This is a genomic window from Janibacter terrae, from assembly GCF_039636765.1.
GTDB lineage: Bacteria > Actinomycetota > Actinomycetes > Actinomycetales > Dermatophilaceae > Janibacter > Janibacter terrae.
Genome location: NZ_CP144167.1, coordinates 1,105,245 through 1,123,301, shown reverse-complemented (window position 1 = coordinate 1,123,301; position 18,057 = coordinate 1,105,245). Strand labels below are relative to the sequence as shown.

General features: G+C 71.6%; 18 protein-coding genes and 4 tRNA genes. 4 read left to right on the top strand and 18 right to left on the bottom strand.

Features of this window, described 5'->3' with window-relative positions; genetic code table 11:
* Window positions 1-227: 227 nt before the first annotated feature.
* The 5 genes from rplA to V3C34_RS05640 form a co-directional block, all read right to left on the bottom strand.
* Entirely contained in the window at window positions 228-971 is a 744-nt protein-coding gene (gene rplA, locus V3C34_RS05660; RefSeq protein ID WP_068326100.1) for a 50S ribosomal protein L1, read from the bottom strand.
* 68 nt (window positions 972-1,039) lie between these two features.
* On the bottom strand, window positions 1,040-1,474 hold the full coding sequence (gene rplK, locus V3C34_RS05655) for a 50S ribosomal protein L11 (protein ID WP_068326103.1): 435 nt from the start codon (window positions 1,472-1,474) through the stop codon (window positions 1,040-1,042).
* Between the two features lie 90 nt (window positions 1,475-1,564).
* Window positions 1,565-2,449: a transcription termination/antitermination protein NusG gene (nusG, locus tag V3C34_RS05650; RefSeq protein ID WP_338538655.1), complete on the bottom strand. Its 885-nt coding sequence runs from the start codon at window positions 2,447-2,449 to the stop codon at window positions 1,565-1,567.
* Between the two features lie 72 nt (window positions 2,450-2,521).
* Entirely contained in the window at window positions 2,522-2,779 is a 258-nt protein-coding gene (gene secE, locus V3C34_RS05645; protein WP_068326108.1) for a preprotein translocase subunit SecE, read from the bottom strand.
* A gap of 55 nt (window positions 2,780-2,834) precedes the next feature.
* Window positions 2,835-2,907: transfer RNA gene (locus tag V3C34_RS05640), tRNA-Trp, on the bottom strand.
* A 193-nt stretch (window positions 2,908-3,100) separates the two neighbouring features.
* Between V3C34_RS05640 and V3C34_RS05635 the strand changes: the two genes are divergently transcribed.
* From V3C34_RS05635 to V3C34_RS05625, 3 genes are read left to right on the top strand one after another with little or no spacing between them, the layout of a single operon-like run.
* Window positions 3,101-4,396, top strand: coding sequence for an aminotransferase (locus V3C34_RS05635; protein ID WP_338538656.1), 1,296 nt, complete (start codon window positions 3,101-3,103; stop codon window positions 4,394-4,396).
* A gap of 2 nt (window positions 4,397-4,398) precedes the next feature.
* Complete coding sequence (locus tag V3C34_RS05630; protein WP_068326113.1) at window positions 4,399-4,902, top strand: DUF5709 domain-containing protein; 504 nt, start codon at window positions 4,399-4,401, stop codon at window positions 4,900-4,902.
* Entirely contained in the window at window positions 4,899-5,942 is a 1,044-nt protein-coding gene (locus V3C34_RS05625) for an adenosine deaminase (RefSeq protein ID WP_068326115.1), read from the top strand. The genes V3C34_RS05630 and V3C34_RS05625 overlap by 4 nt, the downstream gene beginning before the upstream one ends.
* On the opposite strand, the gene V3C34_RS05620 is transcribed toward V3C34_RS05625, so the two are convergent.
* The 9 genes from V3C34_RS05620 to V3C34_RS05580 all read right to left on the bottom strand — a co-directional run bounded on the left by V3C34_RS05620 (window position 5,939) and on the right by V3C34_RS05580 (window position 9,817).
* Window positions 5,939-7,012, bottom strand: coding sequence for a UDP-N-acetylmuramate dehydrogenase (locus tag V3C34_RS05620; RefSeq protein WP_346008288.1), 1,074 nt, complete (start codon window positions 7,010-7,012; stop codon window positions 5,939-5,941). The two genes, V3C34_RS05625 and V3C34_RS05620, sit on opposite strands and share 4 nt — an antisense overlap.
* Window positions 7,012-7,437, bottom strand: coding sequence for a MaoC family dehydratase (locus V3C34_RS05615; RefSeq protein WP_346008287.1), 426 nt, complete (start codon window positions 7,435-7,437; stop codon window positions 7,012-7,014). Before V3C34_RS05615 ends, V3C34_RS05620 begins: the two co-directional genes overlap by 1 nt.
* Window positions 7,438-7,439: 2 nt before the next feature.
* Entirely contained in the window at window positions 7,440-7,886 is a 447-nt protein-coding gene (locus V3C34_RS05610) for an FAS1-like dehydratase domain-containing protein (RefSeq protein ID WP_346008286.1), read from the bottom strand.
* A 91-nt stretch (window positions 7,887-7,977) separates the two neighbouring features.
* Window positions 7,978-8,148: a 50S ribosomal protein L33 gene (gene rpmG, locus V3C34_RS05605; RefSeq protein ID WP_068326124.1), complete on the bottom strand. Its 171-nt coding sequence runs from the start codon at window positions 8,146-8,148 to the stop codon at window positions 7,978-7,980.
* Window positions 8,149-8,319: 171 nt separating this feature from the next.
* A tRNA-Met gene (locus V3C34_RS05600) sits at window positions 8,320-8,393 on the bottom strand.
* A 37-nt stretch (window positions 8,394-8,430) separates the two neighbouring features.
* A tRNA-Thr gene (locus V3C34_RS05595) sits at window positions 8,431-8,503 on the bottom strand.
* Window positions 8,504-8,574: 71 nt separating this feature from the next.
* On the bottom strand, window positions 8,575-9,036 hold the full coding sequence (locus V3C34_RS05590; protein ID WP_346008285.1) for a thioesterase family protein: 462 nt from the start codon (window positions 9,034-9,036) through the stop codon (window positions 8,575-8,577).
* A gap of 1 nt (window position 9,037) precedes the next feature.
* On the bottom strand, window positions 9,038-9,664 hold the full coding sequence (locus V3C34_RS05585) for a DNA-3-methyladenine glycosylase I (RefSeq protein WP_346008284.1): 627 nt from the start codon (window positions 9,662-9,664) through the stop codon (window positions 9,038-9,040).
* Between the two features lie 70 nt (window positions 9,665-9,734).
* Window positions 9,735-9,817 (bottom strand) — tRNA-Tyr (locus tag V3C34_RS05580).
* Window positions 9,818-9,900: 83 nt separating this feature from the next.
* Between V3C34_RS05580 and V3C34_RS05575 the strand changes: the two genes are divergently transcribed.
* A complete protein-coding gene (locus V3C34_RS05575; protein WP_068326134.1) occupies window positions 9,901-10,395 on the top strand; it encodes a YajQ family cyclic di-GMP-binding protein in 495 nt (164 codons plus the stop codon).
* Between the two features lie 88 nt (window positions 10,396-10,483).
* Here V3C34_RS05575 and V3C34_RS05570 read toward each other — a convergent pair whose 3' ends face one another.
* From V3C34_RS05570 to V3C34_RS05555, 4 genes are all read right to left on the bottom strand, one after another.
* Window positions 10,484-11,839, bottom strand: coding sequence for an MFS transporter (locus V3C34_RS05570; protein WP_068326139.1), 1,356 nt, complete (start codon window positions 11,837-11,839; stop codon window positions 10,484-10,486).
* A 92-nt stretch (window positions 11,840-11,931) separates the two neighbouring features.
* Window positions 11,932-13,608, bottom strand: coding sequence for an AMP-binding protein (locus tag V3C34_RS05565; RefSeq protein WP_068326142.1), 1,677 nt, complete (start codon window positions 13,606-13,608; stop codon window positions 11,932-11,934).
* Window positions 13,609-13,623: 15 nt separating this feature from the next.
* Complete coding sequence (locus V3C34_RS05560) at window positions 13,624-16,809, bottom strand: carboxyl transferase domain-containing protein (RefSeq protein ID WP_346008283.1); 3,186 nt, start codon at window positions 16,807-16,809, stop codon at window positions 13,624-13,626.
* A 47-nt stretch (window positions 16,810-16,856) separates the two neighbouring features.
* Complete coding sequence (locus V3C34_RS05555) at window positions 16,857-18,053, bottom strand: acetyl-CoA C-acyltransferase (RefSeq protein ID WP_068326147.1); 1,197 nt, start codon at window positions 18,051-18,053, stop codon at window positions 16,857-16,859.
* Window positions 18,054-18,057 lie beyond the last annotated feature (4 nt).

Sequence of the window (18,057 nt, the reverse complement as noted above, 5' to 3'; positions counted from 1 at the left end):
GCCCCGGCGCAGGCACGGGACTCCACGCACACCGAGGTGTGCAGCAATCGGGTGGCCTGCGTGGGTCGCCCGCTCTCGCGGAACCTTCAGCCACCCAGAGGGCGGCAACCGACGGTCAATGGTCGTGGATCAGCGTACGGCAGGGCGGGGCACCGGCCAAATCGACGACGAAGGGGGCCGCCCCCCTGTCGGGAAGCGGCCCCCTTCGCTCTCGCCGGGGCAGTGGATCACTCGCCGGCGGGAACCTCGTCGGCGGCCACCGGGGCGGCCTCCTCGAGCAGGTTCTTGGTCCGCGAGCTGTCGATCAGGATGCCCGGGCCCATGGTCGTGCTGAGCACGGCCTTGGTGATGTAGCGGCCCTTGGAGGCGGAGGGCTTGAGGCGCAGGATCTCCTCGAGCGCGCTCTGGTAGTTCTCCACCAGCTTGGTCTCGTCGAAGCTCGCCTTGCCGATGATGAAGTGCAGGTTGGCGTGCTTGTCGTTGCGGAACTCGATCTTGCCGCCCTTGATGTCGGTCACGGCCTTGGCCGTGTCCATCGTGACCGTGCCGGTCTTCGGGTTCGGCATGAGGCCGCGGGGACCGAGGACCTTGCCGAGACGACCGACCTTGCCCATGAGGTCCGGGGTGGCGACGACGGCGTCGAAGTCCATCCAGCCGCCCTGGACCTTCTCGAGCATGTCGTCGGACCCGACGTAGTCGGCGCCGGCCTCGCGGGCGGCGTCGGCCTTGTCACCGTTGGCGAAGACGAGGACGCGGGCGGTCTTGCCCGTGCCGTGCGGCAGGTTGACCGTGCCGCGGACCATCTGGTCGGCCTTGCGCGGGTCGATGCCGAGACGGAAGACGACCTCGACGGTCTCGTCGTAGGACGTCTTGGCGCTCTCCTTGGCGAGGCGGACCGCCTCGAGAGGGCCGTAGGCGACGTCGCGGTCGATCTTCTCGGCCGCGGCGCGGTAGCTCTTGCTGCGCTTCATGTGCTGCTCCTTGGATGGTGGTGGAGGTGTGGTCCGGGCCAGCGCTGGCCCTCCCACGGGGTCGGGCGTCAGACGCCCGGGGTCTCGATGCCCATCTGACGGGCGGTGCCGGCGATGATCTTCATCGCGGCGTCGATGTCGTTGGCGTTGAGGTCGGGCATCTTGGTCTCTGCGATCTCGCGGACCTGGTCGGCGGTCAGGGAGGCGACCTTGACCTTGTGCGGCTCGCCCGAGGCCTTCTTGACGCCCGCGGCCTTCTTGATCAGCTCGGCGGCCGGCGGCGTCTTCGTGATGAAGGTGAAGGAGCGGTCTTCGTAGACCGTGATCTCGACCGGCACGACGTTGCCGCGCATGTCCGCCGTGGCGTCGTTGTACGCCTTGACGAACTCCATGATGTTGACGCCGTGCTGACCGAGGGCCGGGCCGACGGGCGGGGCCGGGGTGGCGGCACCCGCCTGGATCTGCAGCTTGATGTAGCCGGAGACCTTCTTCTTGGGAGGCATGCGGTGTTCCTGCTTTCGTGTTGTGGGCCCACGCCGTGGGCGATGACCCGGTTGCACGACGTACGGGAGCAGGTCGCTCCCGCACGTCCCTTACAGCTTGGCGACCTGGTGGAAGCCGAGCTCGACCGGGGTCTCCCGGCCGAAGATGGAGACGAGGACCTTGAGCTTCTGGCTCTCCGGGAGGATCTCGGAGATCGTCGCGGGCATGGTCTCGAAGGGGCCGTCCATGACGGTGACCGACTCGCCGATCTCGAAGTCGACGTCCACCGCGGTGGCGGGGGTGAGCCCGTCGTGGGAGGGGGCGCCGCCCGCGCTGGGCGCGGCGGGCTTGTCGAGGTCGGCGGGCTTGATCATGGTGAAGACCTCGTCGAGGCTCAGCGGCACGGGGTCGTGCGCGTTGCCGACGAAGCCGGTGACGCCCGGGGTGTGCCGGACGGCGCCCCAGGACTCGTCCGTCAGGTCCATGCGCACCAGGACGTAGCCGGGCATGCGCGGCTGCTTGCGCACCTTCTTCTGGCCGGACTTGATCTCGGTGACCTCGTCGATCGTGACGGCCACCTCGAAGATGTAGTCCTCCATGTCGAGGTTGGCGACACGCGTCTCGAGGTTGTGCTTCACACGGTTCTCGTAGCCCGCATAGGTGTGGATGACGTACCAGTCACCGAACTTCGAGGCGAGGTCGTCCTTGAAGGCCTGCACGGGGTCGGCGGCCTCCTCGGGGAGCACGTCACCGTCCTCGTCGACGCCGGCGGTGTCGTGCTCAGCGGTGCCTGCCTCGGCTCCGTCGTCCTCAACCTCCTCGGAGGCGGCCTCCTCGAGGGCCTCGTCGGCGGCGCGGGCGTCGTCGACGTCCTGGGCCGAAGGGAGGTCGGCCGGCGGCTGGGCAGCGCGCTCGGCCTGCTCGGCGGCGACGATGCTCGAGGTGCCCTCGGTCTCGGTCTCCTGGGGCTCGGGGGTCCCGGCCTGCTCGGACATGACCTGTTTCCTCACTTCACACTTCGATCGACGGCGCGGTGGTGCGCCCGGACTGCGGCATCTGCGGCGGCGTCAGCCGCCGAACACCCAGAGCACGACCCGCGTGAACACCGCGTCCAGACCGGACACGATGAGCATCATGATCGCGACGAAGACGATGACGACGAGCGTGTAGTTGATCAGCTCGGACCGGGTCGGCCGGACGACCTTGCGCAGCTCGTCGAGGACCTGGGCCAGGAAGAGGCCGATCGATCCGAAGAAGCGGGAGATGGGATTGCCACCCTTCGGGTCGCGCCGCGCCTTGGTCGGCTGCGCTCCGAGCTGGCTCACATCGTCTCTTCTCGTCCGGGTTCACACATGGCTGCGCAACGGGTGTCGTGCAACGCAGGGCAGGAGGGACTCGAACCCCCAACCGCCGGTTTTGGAGACCGGTGCTCTACCAATTGAGCCACTGCCCTTCGGGGGACCGCGATGGGGCCGGTCTCCCGGGTCGACTCCCCCTTCGTCTCGACGCATACGGGCACGCCGGAGAGTCTGGTCGAAGTCAACCGAGGGGCCACTCTACGTCACGCAGGGCGCACACCGCGAACCGAGCACACGCCGGGGCGGCCTCCCTGTCGCCACGCGCGCGCGAGGTGGAACACTGGGCGCGTGACCGAGCAGAGCAGCCGCCCCCTGTCCGACCTCTCCGCCGAGGAGCTCAACGCCCTCGCGACGACCCAGCGCGCGGCGCACGCCGCCCAGGCCGCCAAGGGCACCAAGCTCGACGTCACCCGCGGCAAGCCGAGCGCCGCGCAGCTCGACCTCGCCGACCCGATGCTCTCCCTCCCCTCGGCGACCACGGACCGGGCGGGCACCGACGTGCGCAACTACGGCGGGCTCGCGGGCCTGACCGAGCTGCGCGAGATCTTCGCCGAGCTGCTGTGGGTCGAGACCGACCAGATCGTCGCCGGCGGCAACTCGTCGCTGACGATGATGCGCGATGTGCTCGTCGACCTGCTCCTCTTCGGGGCGATCGACTCCCCGCGCCCGTGGGCCCGGGAGGAGGAGATCACCTTCATCTGCCCGGTGCCCGGGTACGACCGCCACTTCGCCCTCCTCGAGGACCTCGGCATCAAGATGGTCACCGTCCCGATGCGCGAGGACGGCCCGGACGCGGACGAGGTCGCCCGGCTGGCGGCGTCCGACCCCTCGATCAAGGGCATGTGGGTCGTCCCGACCTACTCCAACCCGACCGGCGCGGTCGTGAGCCAGGAGATCGCCAGCCGCCTGGCCGGCATGGAGACCGCCGCGCCCGACTTCAAGATCTTCTGGGACAACGCGTATGCGGTCCACCACCTCACGCAGGATGAGGTCAAGAGCGCCGACATCATCACCCTGTGCTCCGGCGCCGGGCACCCGCACCGCGCGGTGATGTTCGCCTCCACCTCCAAGATCACCTGGGCAGGCGCGGGCGTCGCCTTCCTCGCCTCGTCCGTGGAGCAGGTCCGCTGGTACCTCGAGCACCTCGGCAAGGGCTCGATCGGCCCGGACAAGGTCAACCAGCTGCGCCACGTCGAGTTCTTCGGCGACGCCGAGGGCGTGCGAGCCCACATGCGCAAGCACGCCGAGATCCTCGGCCCCAAGTTCGCCGAGGTCGACCGGGTGCTCTCCGAGCGCCTCGGTGGTCTCGGGGTGGCCACCTGGAACACCCCGACCGGGGGGTACTTCGTCAACCTCGACGTGCTCCCCGGCACCGCCTCGCGGGTCGTCGCCCTGGCCAAGGAGGCCGGCCTGTCCCTCACGCCGGCCGGAGCCTCCTTCCCCCACGGCGAGGACCCCGAGGACACCAACATCCGCCTGGCTCCGACGATGCCGCCCATGTCGGAGCTCACCGAGGCCATGGAGACGGTCGCGACCTGCGTCCTGATCGCGGCGGCGGAGCAGCTGGGCGCAACGAAGGAGTGACCATGTCAGAGCGCGAGGACCTCGACACCGACCTCACGAGCTACAGCCTCGACGACGAAGACCAGCTGCAGCCCGAGGACAGCCTCATGGGCACCGGCTCCGGGGACGAGGACGCGCTCGACGTGGGCTACTCCCCTCCCGACTCGGCGCGCGGCTCCTACGCGCACGGGGTGACCGCCGCGGAGCAGGCCGTCGACGAGACGATCGACGAGCGGCTGAAGCAGGAGGAGCCCGATCCCTTCGCCGCGGTGACCGATGACGACCGTCGACGCGGAGCCGACCGCGTCGGCGGTGACGACCCGGACGCGATCGCCGCCGAGGACGACTGGCTCGGCGACCAGGAGGTCGGCGACGCCCGCGCCGGTCGGCTGGTGAGCCCGGACGAGGGCAGCCACGAGGACACCGACGACCAGGCCTGGGGCCGGGACGTCGGCGTCGACGGCGGCGCGGCCTCCGCCGAGGAGGCCGCGGTGCACATCATCGACGGTGACGGGCCCCGCGACTGAGCACCTCCGGCCGCGACCTCCGCGCCCTGCCCAAGGCGCACCTCCACCTGCACTTCACCGGTTCGATGCGCGTCGAGACCGTCCGTGACATGGCGGTGGGCCACGGCATGCGGCTGCCGGACTCCCTTCGCTCGCAGTACCCGCCGCACCTGTCCGCGGCGGACGAGCGCGGGTGGTTCCGCTTCCAGCGCCTGTACGACGCGGCGCGCCACTGCGTGCGCGGCGAGGCGGACATGCGGCGGATCGTGCGTGAGGCAGCGCTCGACGACGGGGCCGAGGGCTCGCGCTGGCTGGAGATCCAGGTCGACCCCACGTCCTACGCCCCCTTCGTCGGGGGCATCACCCCGGCGATGGAGATCGTCCTCGACGAGGCGCGCTCCGTGAACACGACGGCCGACGCGACCGGGTCGGCCCGTGTCGGCGTGCTCATGGCGGCCAGCCGCATCCGCCATCCGCTCGAGGCCCGCACGCTCGCCCGTCTCGCGGCGCAGTACGCGGGGCGCGGGCCGGAGGGCGTCCTCGGGTTCGGCCTGTCCAACGACGAGCGAAGGGGGGACACGCTCGACTTCGCCCCGGCGTTCCGCATCGCCGACCGCGCCGGGCTGGCCCTGGTGCCGCACTCGGGCGAGCTGCTCGGCCCGGAGTCGATCGCGCAGACGCTGGAGTCGCTGCGCCCCGACCGCCTCGGCCACGGGATCCGCAGCACCGAGGACCCCCGGGTCCTCGAGGCCGTCGTCGCGGCGGGCGTGGCGCTCGAGGTCTGCCCCGGGTCCAATGTCTCGCTCGGCGTCTACCGCGAGCACGAGGACGTGCCGCTGCGCGCGCTCGTCGACGCGGGCGCGACCATCGCCCTGGGGGCCGACGACCCCCTCCTCTTCGACTCGCGCCTGCTGGCGCAGTACGAGACCGCGCGCCGGGTGCACGGGCTCGACGACGCGGAGCTCGCCGACCTCGCCCGCGGCTCCTTCCGGGCGAGCCGGGCGCCGCGAGAGGTCGTCGACCGTGCCCTCGACGACATCGACGCCTGGCTGGCCGCCTAGAGCTCGTGGCCGACGAAGACCGGCTCGTTGACGAGGGTGACGCCGAAGGCCTCGCGCACCCCGTCGCGCACCTCGCGGGCGAGGGCGGCGACATCGGCCGCGGTGGCCTCGCCACGGTTGGTGATCGCCAGCGTGTGCTTGGTCGAGAGCGCGGCCGGGCCGGGCATGCCGTGGCCCTTGCCGAACCCCGCCCGGTCGATGAGCCACGCGGCGCTCGTCTTGGCCAGCCCCTCTCCCGCAGGGAAGACGGGCGGCACCGGCCCGTCCGGGCCGAGACGCTGCGCGGCGCGCGCGCGGAGCTGGTCCATCTGCGCGCTCGGCAGGATCGGGTTGGTGAAGAAGGAGCCGCAGCTCCACGTGTCGTGGTCGGACGCGTCGAGGACCATGCCCCGGTTGCCGCGCTGGACGAGGACCGCCTCGCGGGCGGCGGCGAGCGGGACCCGCTCGCCCTGCTCCACGCCGAGCTGTCGGGCGAGGTCCGCGTACGCCACCGGTGCGGACAGCCCGCCGCGGCCGAGACGGAAGGTCACCTCGAGGACGACGAAGCGGCTCGTGGCCTTGAAGACGGAGTGGCGGTAGGTGAAGGCGCAGTCGGCGGCGCCGAAGGTCGTGTGGCGCTGCGCCTCGCGGTCCCAGACGAGCACGTTCGTGATCGTCTGGGCGACCTCCTGGCCGTAGGCGCCGACGTTCTGCACCGGGGTCGCCCCGGTCAGGCCGGGGATGCCCGAGAGCGCCTCGATGCCGGACCAGCCCTCGGCGACGGCGCGGGCGACGACCTCGTCCCAGACCTCGCCGGCGGCGACGGTCACGTCGACGTGCGCGTCGTCGACGGGGACGACCTCGATCCCGCGGCTCGCGATGCGCACGACGGTGCCTGCGAAGCCCGCGTCGGCGATGACGAGGTTGGACCCGCCGGACAGGAGCAGGAGGGGTGTCCCCGCGTCGTCGGCGGCGCGGACGGCCTCGATGACCTCGTCGCTCGTCGTGGCGGTGACCAGCGTGTCGGCCGGCCCGCCGACGTGCATGGTCGTGAGCGGCGCCAGCGGGGCGCCGTGCTCCGTCACCGGCATCAGTCGAGCTGGACGACGGCGCGGCAGCGGCCGAGCACCTTGTCGCCGCGGCACGTGACGGTCAGCTCGACCGTCGCCCGACGAGCGTCGGCGTCGAGCGAGCGGACGACGCCCGTGACGTCGAGGCTCGTGCCCTCGCCGTGCGGGACGACGACCGGCTTGGTGAAGCGGGTGCCGTAGTCGACGACGCGGCCGGCGTCCCCGACCCAGTCGGTGACGACCTGGACGGCCGCGCCCATCGTCCACATGCCGTGGGCGATGACATCGGGCAGGCCGACCGCCTGAGCGGTCCGCTCGTCCCAGTGGATGACGTTGCGGTCGCCGGAGGCGCCCGCGTAGTGCACGAGCCGGGCCCGGGTCACGGGCAGGGTGCGGGAGGGGAGGGACTCCCCTTCGCTCACGTCGTCGAAGCGGCGCACGGCCATGCTCACTCCCCTCCCCGCACGACGATCGTCGACAGGCTCGTCGCGACCGGTGCGTCGTCGACATCGATGATCTCGCTGCGCATCGTCACCATCTGGTGGCCGCCGGCCGCCCGGATCGCGTCGATGTGCAGCACGCCGCGCAGCTCGTCGCCGGCGACGATCGGACGGTGGTGGGTGAAGCGCTGCTCGCCGTGGACGACGCGCGAGTAGTCGACGCCGGCCTCCGGGTCGGCGACGAACTGCGCGTCCGTGCGCTGGCCGGGGATGACCGCGAAGGTCGGCGGGGCGACGAGGTCGGGGTACCCGGCGGCGCGGGCGGCCTCGAGGTCGTGGTGCACCGGGTCGGTCGCACCGACGGCCTCCGCGAAGTCGCGGATGTGCTCCCGCCCGACGCAGAAGGGGGGCGTCGGATCATAGGTCCGACCCAGGAAGTCCTCGTTCACGGCCATGCCGACAGTCTAGGCAGGTGCCCCCAGCACGACGACGCGGCCGCCGAGCAGGTGCTCGACGGCCGCGTCGTGGGTTCGCGGGTGCAGGACCTCAGCGGGTCTCGCGGTGCGGGGTGTGCTTGCGGCACCGGTTGCAGAACTTCGCCAGCTCGATGCGGTCGGGCGTGTTGCGGCGGTTCTTCTTGGTGATGTAGTTCCGCTCCTTGCACTCCGTGCACGCCAGGGTGATCTTGGGGCGGACGTCGGCGCTCTTGGTGGCCACGGTAAGAACCTGCTCTCAGACACTTCGGGGTGGTACTCGCCTGGCGCCGGTCTGCGCTGGGCGGGAGGTGCGGGCCTGCTGACCCACACGGCTCAACACGGCGACGCACAAGAATAGTCCACGGACGACCACCACCGGAAATCGGTGGTGGCTGCGCACCGTGGTACTGCGTAGCGGGAGCGGGGCTCGATCCCGCGACCTCACGATTATGAGTCGTGCGCTCTAACCAGCTGAGCTACCCCGCCTTGGCGGTCGACCTGCGCTGCGCGCGGGCCGGACCAGAGCCCCCTGTCGGAATCGAACCGACGACCTTTTCCTTACCATGGAAACGCTCTGCCGACTGAGCTAAGGGGGCAGGACCACCGAGTGCTTCGAGGAGCGATCCGGTGGACGACCTCGGGAGAGATTACACGCCCGGGGCCGTGGTCATGAAATCGGGGGTTCGACCGGCGCCGCTGCCTCGCCGAGGAGCGCCTCCAGGGCGGGCCGGAGGACCTGCGGGACCGCCGTCGGACGGCGGCTCGTCGCGTCGACGAAGACGTGCGCGGACGTCGCCAGGGCGACGAGCTCGCCGTCGCCCGATCGGGCGAGCGCGCACTCCCAGCGCACGCTCGAGCGGCCGACGGACAGCGCCCGCAGGCCGACCTCGAAGGCGTCGGGGTAGGAGATCTCCGCGAGGTAGCGGCAGCCCGTCTCGGGGATGAGGTTGATCGTGTCCCCGCCCGCGGCGACGTCGAAGCCGTGCGCCTTGAGCCAGTCGTTGATCGCCGTGTCCATCACCGAGTAGTGCACGGCGTTGTTGACGTGGCCGAACTGGTCGTTGTCGCTCCAGCGGGTCGGGATCGTGACCCAGTGCGGGTATCGGGCGCGGTCGAAGGTGTCGCTCACGTCAGTCATCCTGCACCGGCGTCCCGTCGGCCCGCCACAGCCCGGAGGTGCCGCGGCGGTGGCTGTCGAGCAGATGGGTGTCGACGATGCCGACGGCCTCCATGAGCGCGAAGGCCGTCGTCGGCCCGACGAAGGTGAAGCCCTGCCGCTTCAGCTCCTTGGCCAGGGCACGTGACTCGTCGGAGGTCGTCGGCACCTCGGCGAAGGTCCGCGGCATCGGGGTGCGCTCGGGGCGGTGGGACCAGACGAGGTCGACCAGGCCCCCGTCCGCGCGAAGGGAGACCGTCGCGCCGGCGTTGCGGATCGTCGCCACGATCTTCGCGCGGTTGCGCACGATCCCGGCGTCCTGCATGAGGTGGGCGACCTCCCCTTCGCCCCAGGTCGCGACGACGTCCGGGTCGAAACCGGCGAAGGCCGCGCGGAAGGACTCCCGCTTGGCCAGGATCGTGGCCCAGGACAGGCCGGACTGGAAGGCCTCGAGGCTCAACCGCTCGAAGAGCCCGCGCTCGTCGCGCACGGGCATGCCCCACTCGGTGTCGTAGTAGTGCCGCAGGAGCTCGCCGTGGGCTCCGCTCCCCTGCGCCCACGCCGGCCGCGCGAGCCCGTCCTCACCGATGACCACGTCCATGGCGAGCATGCTGCCACGGGCACGACGCAGGCCCCCGGGATCGCTCCGCGGGGGCCTGCGTGCACGTGGGTGGCAGGTGAAGGATTCGAACCTTCGTAGGGATAACCCGACGGATTTACAGTCCGTTTCCATTGGCCGCTCGGACAACCTGCCGTGTGCGTCTGGAAGGATAGCAAGTTGACCGCCCGAGGACGCAAATCCGGGCAGATCCACCGCCGAAGGAGTGACGAGGACCCATGGCCAGCAGCAGCTTCGACATCGTGAGCAAGGTCGACCGCCAAGAGGTCGACAACGCGCTCAACCAGGCCGCCAAGGAGGTCTCCCAGCGGTACGACTTCAAGGGCGTGGGCGCCTCGATCGAGTGGAGCGGCGACAACGTCGTCATCAAGGCCAACAGCGCCGAGCGCGTGCTCGCCGTGCTCGACGTCTTCGAGTCCAAGCTCGTGCGCCGCGGGGTCTCGCTGAAGAACATCGACTTCGGCGACAAGGACCCGCAGGCCTCGGGCAAGGAGTACGTCCTCTCGGGCCCGACCAAGGAGGGCATCGACCAGGACAACGCGAAGAAGATCTCCAAGATCATCCGCGACGAGGGCCCGAAGGGGATCAAGCCGCAGATCCAGGGCGACGAGCTGCGGGTCACCGGCAAGTCGCGCGACGAGCTGCAGGAGGTCATCGCGCTGCTGAAGGGCAAGGACCTCGACGTCGCACTGCAGTTCACGAACTACCGCTGACCACCCCTTCGCGCAGCCAGCGCGGACGCACCTGAACCCGCATTGCCCTAGGGGAATGCGGGTTCAGGTGCGTGCGGGGGCGCGTCGGTCAGACGGGGTCGGGCACCATCGACGCGGTGGCCGGCTCCGCCACGGCGGGGTGCGCCCGGTCGTGGCGACCCAGCAGACGTCCCAGGAGAGGGACGAGCAGGAGTCCGAGCAGCGTCGCGCCGACGAGGACCCACAGGCCCGAGGAGGGCGAGCCGGTGGCCTTCTCGGTCAGGCCGAACGCGTACGGGCCGACGAAGGCCCCGGTCAGGCCGATCGTGTTGACGAAGGCCAGCCCGGCCGCGGCCGCGACCCCACCGAGCCGGGCCATGAGGACCGACCAGTAGAGCGGCTGCACCCCGACGATGAAGAGCATCGTGGCGCTGAGGACGATCATCTTGGCCACCGGGTTGCCGACGGCGATGAAGATCAGGGCGAAGACGATCGCGCCGGCGGTGGTGATGCCGATGAGCCGCACCTCCGAGCCGGGGTCGCGCCGGAGCACCCGCGGCACGACGAGCACGCCGATGACGGCACCGATACCGACGACACCGGAGATCAACCCGATCATGAAGCTGTCCGAGACGTTCATCGCCTCCACGATCGAGGGGACGAAGAAGATGACGCCGTAGGTGGCGATCTGGTTCATGAAGTAGATCGCCGCGATGGTCAGCAGGAAGGGCTTGGACATCGCGTTGCGGATGATCGCTCCCGGACGCGTCTCCTCCGGCTCCTCGCCGACGGCCCGCCGGGTGAGCTCCCGGGCCTCCTCGGGCTCGAGCCACTTCGCCGTGGCCGGCGAGCTGGGCAGGGTGAAGAAGATGTAGATGCCGAGCAGGACGGTGGGGATGCCCTCGAGCACGAAGAGCCACTGCCAGCCGTGGAGGCCGCCCAGGCCGTCCAGCTTCATCAGCGCGCCACCGATGGGGTTGGCCACGATGAAGGCGACCGAGGATGCGGTGAGGATGAGGCCGACGACCGTCGCGCGGTCCTTCTGCGCGAACCAGGTCGTGATGAGGTACATGATCCCCGGGTAGAGACCGGCCTCGGCGGCGCCGAGGAGCAGGCGCAGGACGTAGAACACCGTCGGGCTGGAGATGAACATCATCGCCATGGTGATCAGGCCCCAGGTGACGGCGATGCGGCTGATCCACACCTTCGCCCCGATCCGGTGCAGGAGCAGGTTGCTCGGCACCTCGAGGACGGCATAGGTGATGAAGAACAGCCCGGCGCCCAGGCCGTACGCCGCGGCGTCGATCCCGACGTCGACCTCGAGGGAGGTCTTGGCGAGGCCGACGTTGGTGCGGTCGACGAAGGCCATGAAGTACGCGGCCATGAGCAGGGGCACCAGACGCACGAAGGCCTTCCGCGTGGCCCGCGCATGCACCTGGTCCGACGTCGTTGTCGGTGAAGTCATGTGTGATCTCCTGTAGGTGAAGGATGATTCAGGTATATGTTGAATCGGGATTCAAGTTCGAGTCAAGGGTCGCCTCGACTGCTCGGTGACGGTCAGGCGAGGGCGGCGACGAGGTCCTGCGCGCGACCCAGCAGCTCGGGCTTGCGGATCTTGCCCGTGTCGGTGAGCGGGAAGGCCTCGACGACCTCGACGAGCGGCAGCTTGTACGTCGCCATCTGGTCGCGAGCCCACTCCTCCACCCCGGTCGCGGTGACGGAGGACCCGGGGACCAGGCTGACGAAGGCCACGGGCCGCTGCCCGGTGGACGCGTCGTCCGCCGGCACCACGGCGACGGAGGCGACGTCGGGGTGGCCGGCGAGCAGCATCTCGACCTCGGCCGGGAAGACGCTCATGCCGTTGACCTTGATCATGTCCTTGCTGCGCGCGAGGTAGTGCAGGCACCCGTCGTCGTCGAGGTAGCCGGTGTCGCCCGTGTGCAGCCAGCCGTCCCGCAGCTGCTGCGCCGACGCCTGCGGGTTGCGCCAGTATCCGGTCATGATCGAGGGGCTGCGCAGGAGGATCTCCCCCGCCTCTCCGAGGGGCATCGGCTCCGCCGTCGCGGGGTCGACGACGACGACGTCCGTGCCCGGCACGGGCAGCCCGCAGAACACCGGCTCGGTGAGCAGGTCGTGGTCGCCCTCGTGGAACCCGTACGGCACGACGTCGACGGTGTGGCTCTCCGTCATGCCGTAGGAGCCCTCGCGCAGGACCGAGCCGGGTCCGACGACCTCGGACCACTGCCGGCGCACCTCCGGGGTGAGCTTGCGGATGAAGGACATCGTCATCGGCGCGGTGAAGCAGGACAGGTCGCGCTCGGCGACGCCGGGCACCCGCAGCAGGTCGAGGTAGCTCTCCACGGTGGCCGCGGTCGTCGTCACGCGGCACCTCTCGACGAGGTCCACGACGGTGGCGGCGTCCCAGCGCTCCAGCAGCACGGTGGTCCCGCCCGTGACGAGGGGGATGAGGATGCCCAGGTCCTCCCCCGCGATCCAGAAGACGGGGATGAAGCACAGCGAGACGACCCGTGTCCCGTCGAAGCCGTTGGCCCCCGAGGCACTCACGGCCGTGTAGACCATGTGCCGCTGGGTGTGCTCGCACCCCTTGGGCAGACCGGTCGTGCCGCCGGTGTAGTTGAGCGCCGCGAGGGCGTCGAGGTCCCCGGCCACCTCGCGCAGCGGCGCCGTCGCCTCGGTGTCGCTCCAGCGCACGACCTCGAGCCCCTCGACGGCGGGAAGGGGGTCCCCGCCGGTGGCGAGGACGACCACCGTGTGCACGTCGGTCGCGGCGGCGGCCGCGCAGAGCCGCTCCGCGAGTGCGGCGCTCGTGACGACCACGCTCGCCCCGGAGTCGCGCAGCTCGTGGACGAGCTCGGCGTGCTGGAACATCGGGTTCACCGGTACGTGCACGCACCCGGCCCGCAGCGTGCCGAGGAAGGCGATGACGAACTCGGGGACATTGCCCAGGTGGACGCCGACCCGCTCGCCGGGGGCCACCCCCTTCGCCCGCAACCAGCCGGCCCAGCGCGCGTGCCGGTCGGCGAGCTCGCGGTAGTCCATGACGACCTCGTCGTGGACGATCGCGGCCTCTTCCGGCTGCCGCTGCGCCCACGCGTCGACGTACCCGGGGACCGTGAGGTCACCGAGCGGGTGGACGACGTCGCGGGGGGTGCCGGCGGGACGGACCCGCTCCTGACGCTGCCGCAGGTCCTGCAGGTGCTGCGTGTAGTCCATGGGGGCTCCTTCGGGTCACCAGGTGTCGACGTAGCGGGTCGGCCGCTCGTCGGGGACGACGGACGCCATCGCCGTGCGGATCCACCGGCGGGTGTCGACCGGGTCGATGACGTCGTCGAGCTCGACGACCGCCGCAGAGTTGACCGCGCGGCCGCGTTCGTAGAGGTCGTCGACGAGCCGCTGCTCCAGCGCCCGGCGCTCCGTGGGGTCCGCGACCGCCTCGAGCTCGCGGCGGAAGCCCAGGCGGACCGCACCCTCGAGGCCCATGCCGCCGACCTCACCCGTCGGCCACGCCAGCGTCGCCGCCGGGCGGTGGAAGCTGCCCGCGGCCATCGCCTGCGCGCCCAGGCCGTAGGCCTTGCGCAGGACGACCGTCACCATCGGCACCCGCAGGTGCGACCCGATGACGAAGAGGCGGGCGAAGTGGCGCACCGTCGCGGTGCGCTCGTGCTCCGGCCCGACCATGAACCCCGGGGTGTCGCAGAGGGAGACGACGGGCAGCCCGTGCGCGTCGCAGAGCTGGAGGAAGCGCGCGAGCTTGTCCGCGGCCGGGGTGTCGATCGCCCCGCCGAGGTGGCGCGGGTTGTTGGCGACCAGCCCCATGGGACGACCCTCGATGCGCACGAGCGCGGTGACGACGCCGGGGGCGAAGCCGGCGCGCAGCTCGAGGACCGAGCCCTCGTCGGCGAGGGTGCGGATCGCGGCGTGGATGTCGTAGGCGCGCACCCTGTTCTCCGGGACGACGTGGCGCAGCGCCCGCTGGTCGGCGGCGGTCCACTCCTCGCGCGCCCCCTGGAAGTAGCCGAGGTAGCGCTGGGCCACCTCGACCGCCTCCGCCTCGTCGTCGACGACCACGTCGACGACGCCGTTGCCGCCCTGCACCTCGATCGGGCCGACCTCCTCGGGCGCGAAGACGCCCAGGCCACCCCCTTCGATCATCGCGGGACCGCCCATGCCGATCGTCGAGTCACGCGTGGCGATGATGACGTCGCAGCAGCCGAGGAGCGCGGCATTGCCGGCGAAGCAGCGACCGGCCGCGATGCCGATGGTCGGGACGAGCCCGCTGAGCCGGCCCATCGTCGCGAAGGTCGGCACGTCGAGACCGCTGGCGACCGTGGTGTCGGTGTCCCCGGGACGGCCCCCGCCCCCTTCGGCGAAGAGGACGACGGGCAGGCGCTGCTGCTCGGCGATCTCGAGGAGGCGGTCGGTCTTCTTGTGGTTGAGGTAGCCCTGGGTGCCAGCCAGCACGGTGTAGTCGTAGGCCAGGACCGCGCAGCGGGAGTCTCCGGCGGGGGTGCTGCCGATGCGACCGATCCCCGTGACGATCCCGTCGGCCGGGGTGCTCGCGATGAGGTCCTCCTCGCTGCGCCGCGCGCGCTGGGCCGCGACGGCGAGACCGCCGTACTCGATGAAGCTGCCCTCCTCGACGAGGTCGGCGATGTTCTCCCGGGCCGTGCGTCGGTCGCGCGCATGGCGCTTGGCGACCGCCTCGGGGCGAGCCGCGTCCAGGCGCCGGTCGCGGCGCTCGAGCAGCCTCGACAGGTCGGCCCGCTCGGCGTCGAGGTCGGGTCCCTCGTCGAGCGCGCCGGTCGACGACTGGTCGGAGGAAGGGAGCAGCCGCACCAGGAGGTCACCGGCCGCGGTCGTCGCACCGGCCCGGACCCGGACGGCGGTGACCGTCCCGGTGGCGGGGGCGGGCACCAGGTGCTCCATCTTCATCGCCTCGACGACGACGAGGGGCGTCCCGACGGCGACCTCCTGGCCGGGCTCGACGAGGACGGCGAGGACGGTGCCGGCCATCTCCGCGAGGACCTCGCCGTCGCTCACGTCCGGGCGGTCGAGAGCACGGATCGGGCCGGTCTCGTCGAACCACCGGGTCGTGACGTCCCACGCGGCGACGTCCTCGTGGTCGAGGACCTCGCGCAGGAGCGGCAGGTTGGTCTCGACCCCGTCGACGGTGCACTCCGCGACCGCCTGTCGCGCCTTGCCGAGCGCCGCGGCCAGGCCGCTGTGGCTGTGGGTGACGACCTTCGCGACGAGCGAGTCGAAGGAGCCGTCGACGCGGGTCCCCTCGACGAGGTGCGTGTCCACCCGCACCCCGGGCCCGGTCGGCAGGGCGAGTCGGGAGACGACGCCGTGGGCGGGCAGCGCCTCGCCGTGGCTGCCGGTGCGCTCTGCGGCGACCCGCAGCTCGACGGCGGCGCCGGTGACCGCCGGTGGGGTCGCCAGGCCGAGGTCGGCGAGGCCCTCCCCCGCAGCCAGCCGCAGCTGGGCGAGCACGAGGTCGACGCCCGTGACCATCTCGGTCACCGGGTGCTCGACCTGCAGACGCGGGTTGACCTCGATGAACCACCAGCGGCTCGGGTCGTCGGCGTCGAGCAGGAACTCGACCGTGGCCAGCCCGCGGTAGCCGCGGCCGGAGACCAGCCGCACGGCGGCGGCGTGCAGGTCCGCCCGGACGTCGTCGGGCAGCGCCGGTGCGGGCGCGACCTCGACGACCTTCTGGAAGCGGCGTTGCAGGGTGCAGTCCCGCTCGCCGAGGTGGGTGGCTCCCCCTTCGCCGTCGGCCACGACCTGGACCTCGACGTGCCGGGCCCGCTCGACGTACAGCTCGACGAAGAGCTCGCCGGAGCCGAAGCTGCGCTCCGCCTCGGAGCGCGCGCGCTCCCAGGCCTCGCCGAGGGGCTCGCCGGCCGGCACCGCCCGCATGCCGCGGCCGCCGCCGCCCGCCGCCGCCTTGACCATGACGCCTGCGGGGCGCTGCGCCAGGGCGAAGGCCTCCGCCTGCGCCTCGGTGACGCCGACGGGGGTGGCGGGCAGGACCGGGACCCCGGCCTGCTCCGCCACCGCCCGGGCGCTGCCCTTGTCCCCGAAGAGCTCGAGCAGCTCGGCGTCCGGCCCGACGAAGACCACGCCGGCCTCGACGCACGCCCGTGCGAGCGCCGGACTCTCGCTGAGGAAGCCGTACCCCGGGTGCAGCATCGTGCACCCGTGCTCGATCGCCCCGGCGACGAGGGAGGACGCATCGAGGTAGGCGGCCGCACCCTCCCCCGGCAGCACGTGGACCGCCGTCGCGAGCCGGGCGGCCAGCGAGTCGGCCTCCGCCCGGGTCACGGCCGCCACGACGTCCAGACCGGCCTCCCTGGCGGCTCGGACGATCCGGACGGCGATCTCGCCACGGTTGGCGACGAAGACGGGCACGGCTGCTCCTCGGGGACGTGACGGGGTGGGGCGAAGGGGTGCGCGGGTCAGAAGATCTCGAAGAGCCCCGCCGCGCCCATGCCGCCACCGACGCACATCGTCACGACGCCGTAGCGCGCGCCTCGGCGCCGGCCCTCGATGAGGAGGTGACCGGCCATGCGCGCACCGCTCATGCCGTACGGGTGGCCGATCGAGATGGCCCCGCCGTTGACGTTGTACTTCGCCGGGTCGATGCCGAGCGTGTCGCGGCAGTAGAGCGCCTGGACGGCGAAGGCCTCGTTGAGCTCCCACAGGTCGATGTCGTCCACCGTGAGCCCGTGCTGGGCGAGCAGCTTCGGCACGGCGAAGACCGGGCCGATGCCCATCTCGTCCGGCTCGCAGCCCGCGACGGCCATGCCGCGGAAGGCGCCGAGCGGGGTCAGCCCGCGGCGGGAGGCCTCGGCGGCCTCCATGACGACTGCCGCGGACGCGCCGTCGGACAGCTGCGAGGCATTGCCCGCGGTGATCGAGAAGCCCTCGGTGCCGTCCTTGGCGAGCACCGGGTTCAGCTTGGCCAGGTCCTCGATGGTCGTGCTGGGGCGGTTGCCCTCGTCCTTGGCGAGCGTGACCTCCTGCGAGGAGACCTCACCCGTCGCCTTGTCCTTGCTGAGCATCGTCGAGGGCAGCGCCACGATCTCGTCGTCGAAGGCGCCGGCCTCCTGGCCGGCTGCCGTGCGTCGCTGGGACTCGAGGGCGTACTCGTCCTGGGCATCCCGGCCGACGCCGTAGCGCTGCGCGACGATCTCGGCGGTCTCGAGCATGGACATGTAGGTCGCCGGCACGTGCTCGACGAGCCAGGGGTCCTGCGCGCGGTAGGTGTTCATGTGCTCGTTCTGCACCAGCGAGATCGAGTCGACCCCGCCACCGACGGCCACGTCCATGCCGTCGAGGACGACCTGCTTGGCGGCGGTGGCGATGGCCATGAGCCCGCTCGCGCACTGGCGGTCGACGGACATGCCGGCGACCGTGACGGGCAGGCCGGCGCGCAGCGCCGCCTGCCGGCCGATGTTCATCGCGGTCGAGCCCTGTTGGAGGGCGGCGCCGATGACGACGTCCTCGATCCGCTCGCCCTCGACGCCGGAGCGCTCGACGGCATGGCGCACGGCGTGGCCGATGAGCTCCTGGGCCTGGGTGTCGTTGAAGGCGCCGCGGTAGGCGCGGCCGATCGGGGTGCGGGCGGTGGAGACGATGACTGCTTCGCGCATGGGG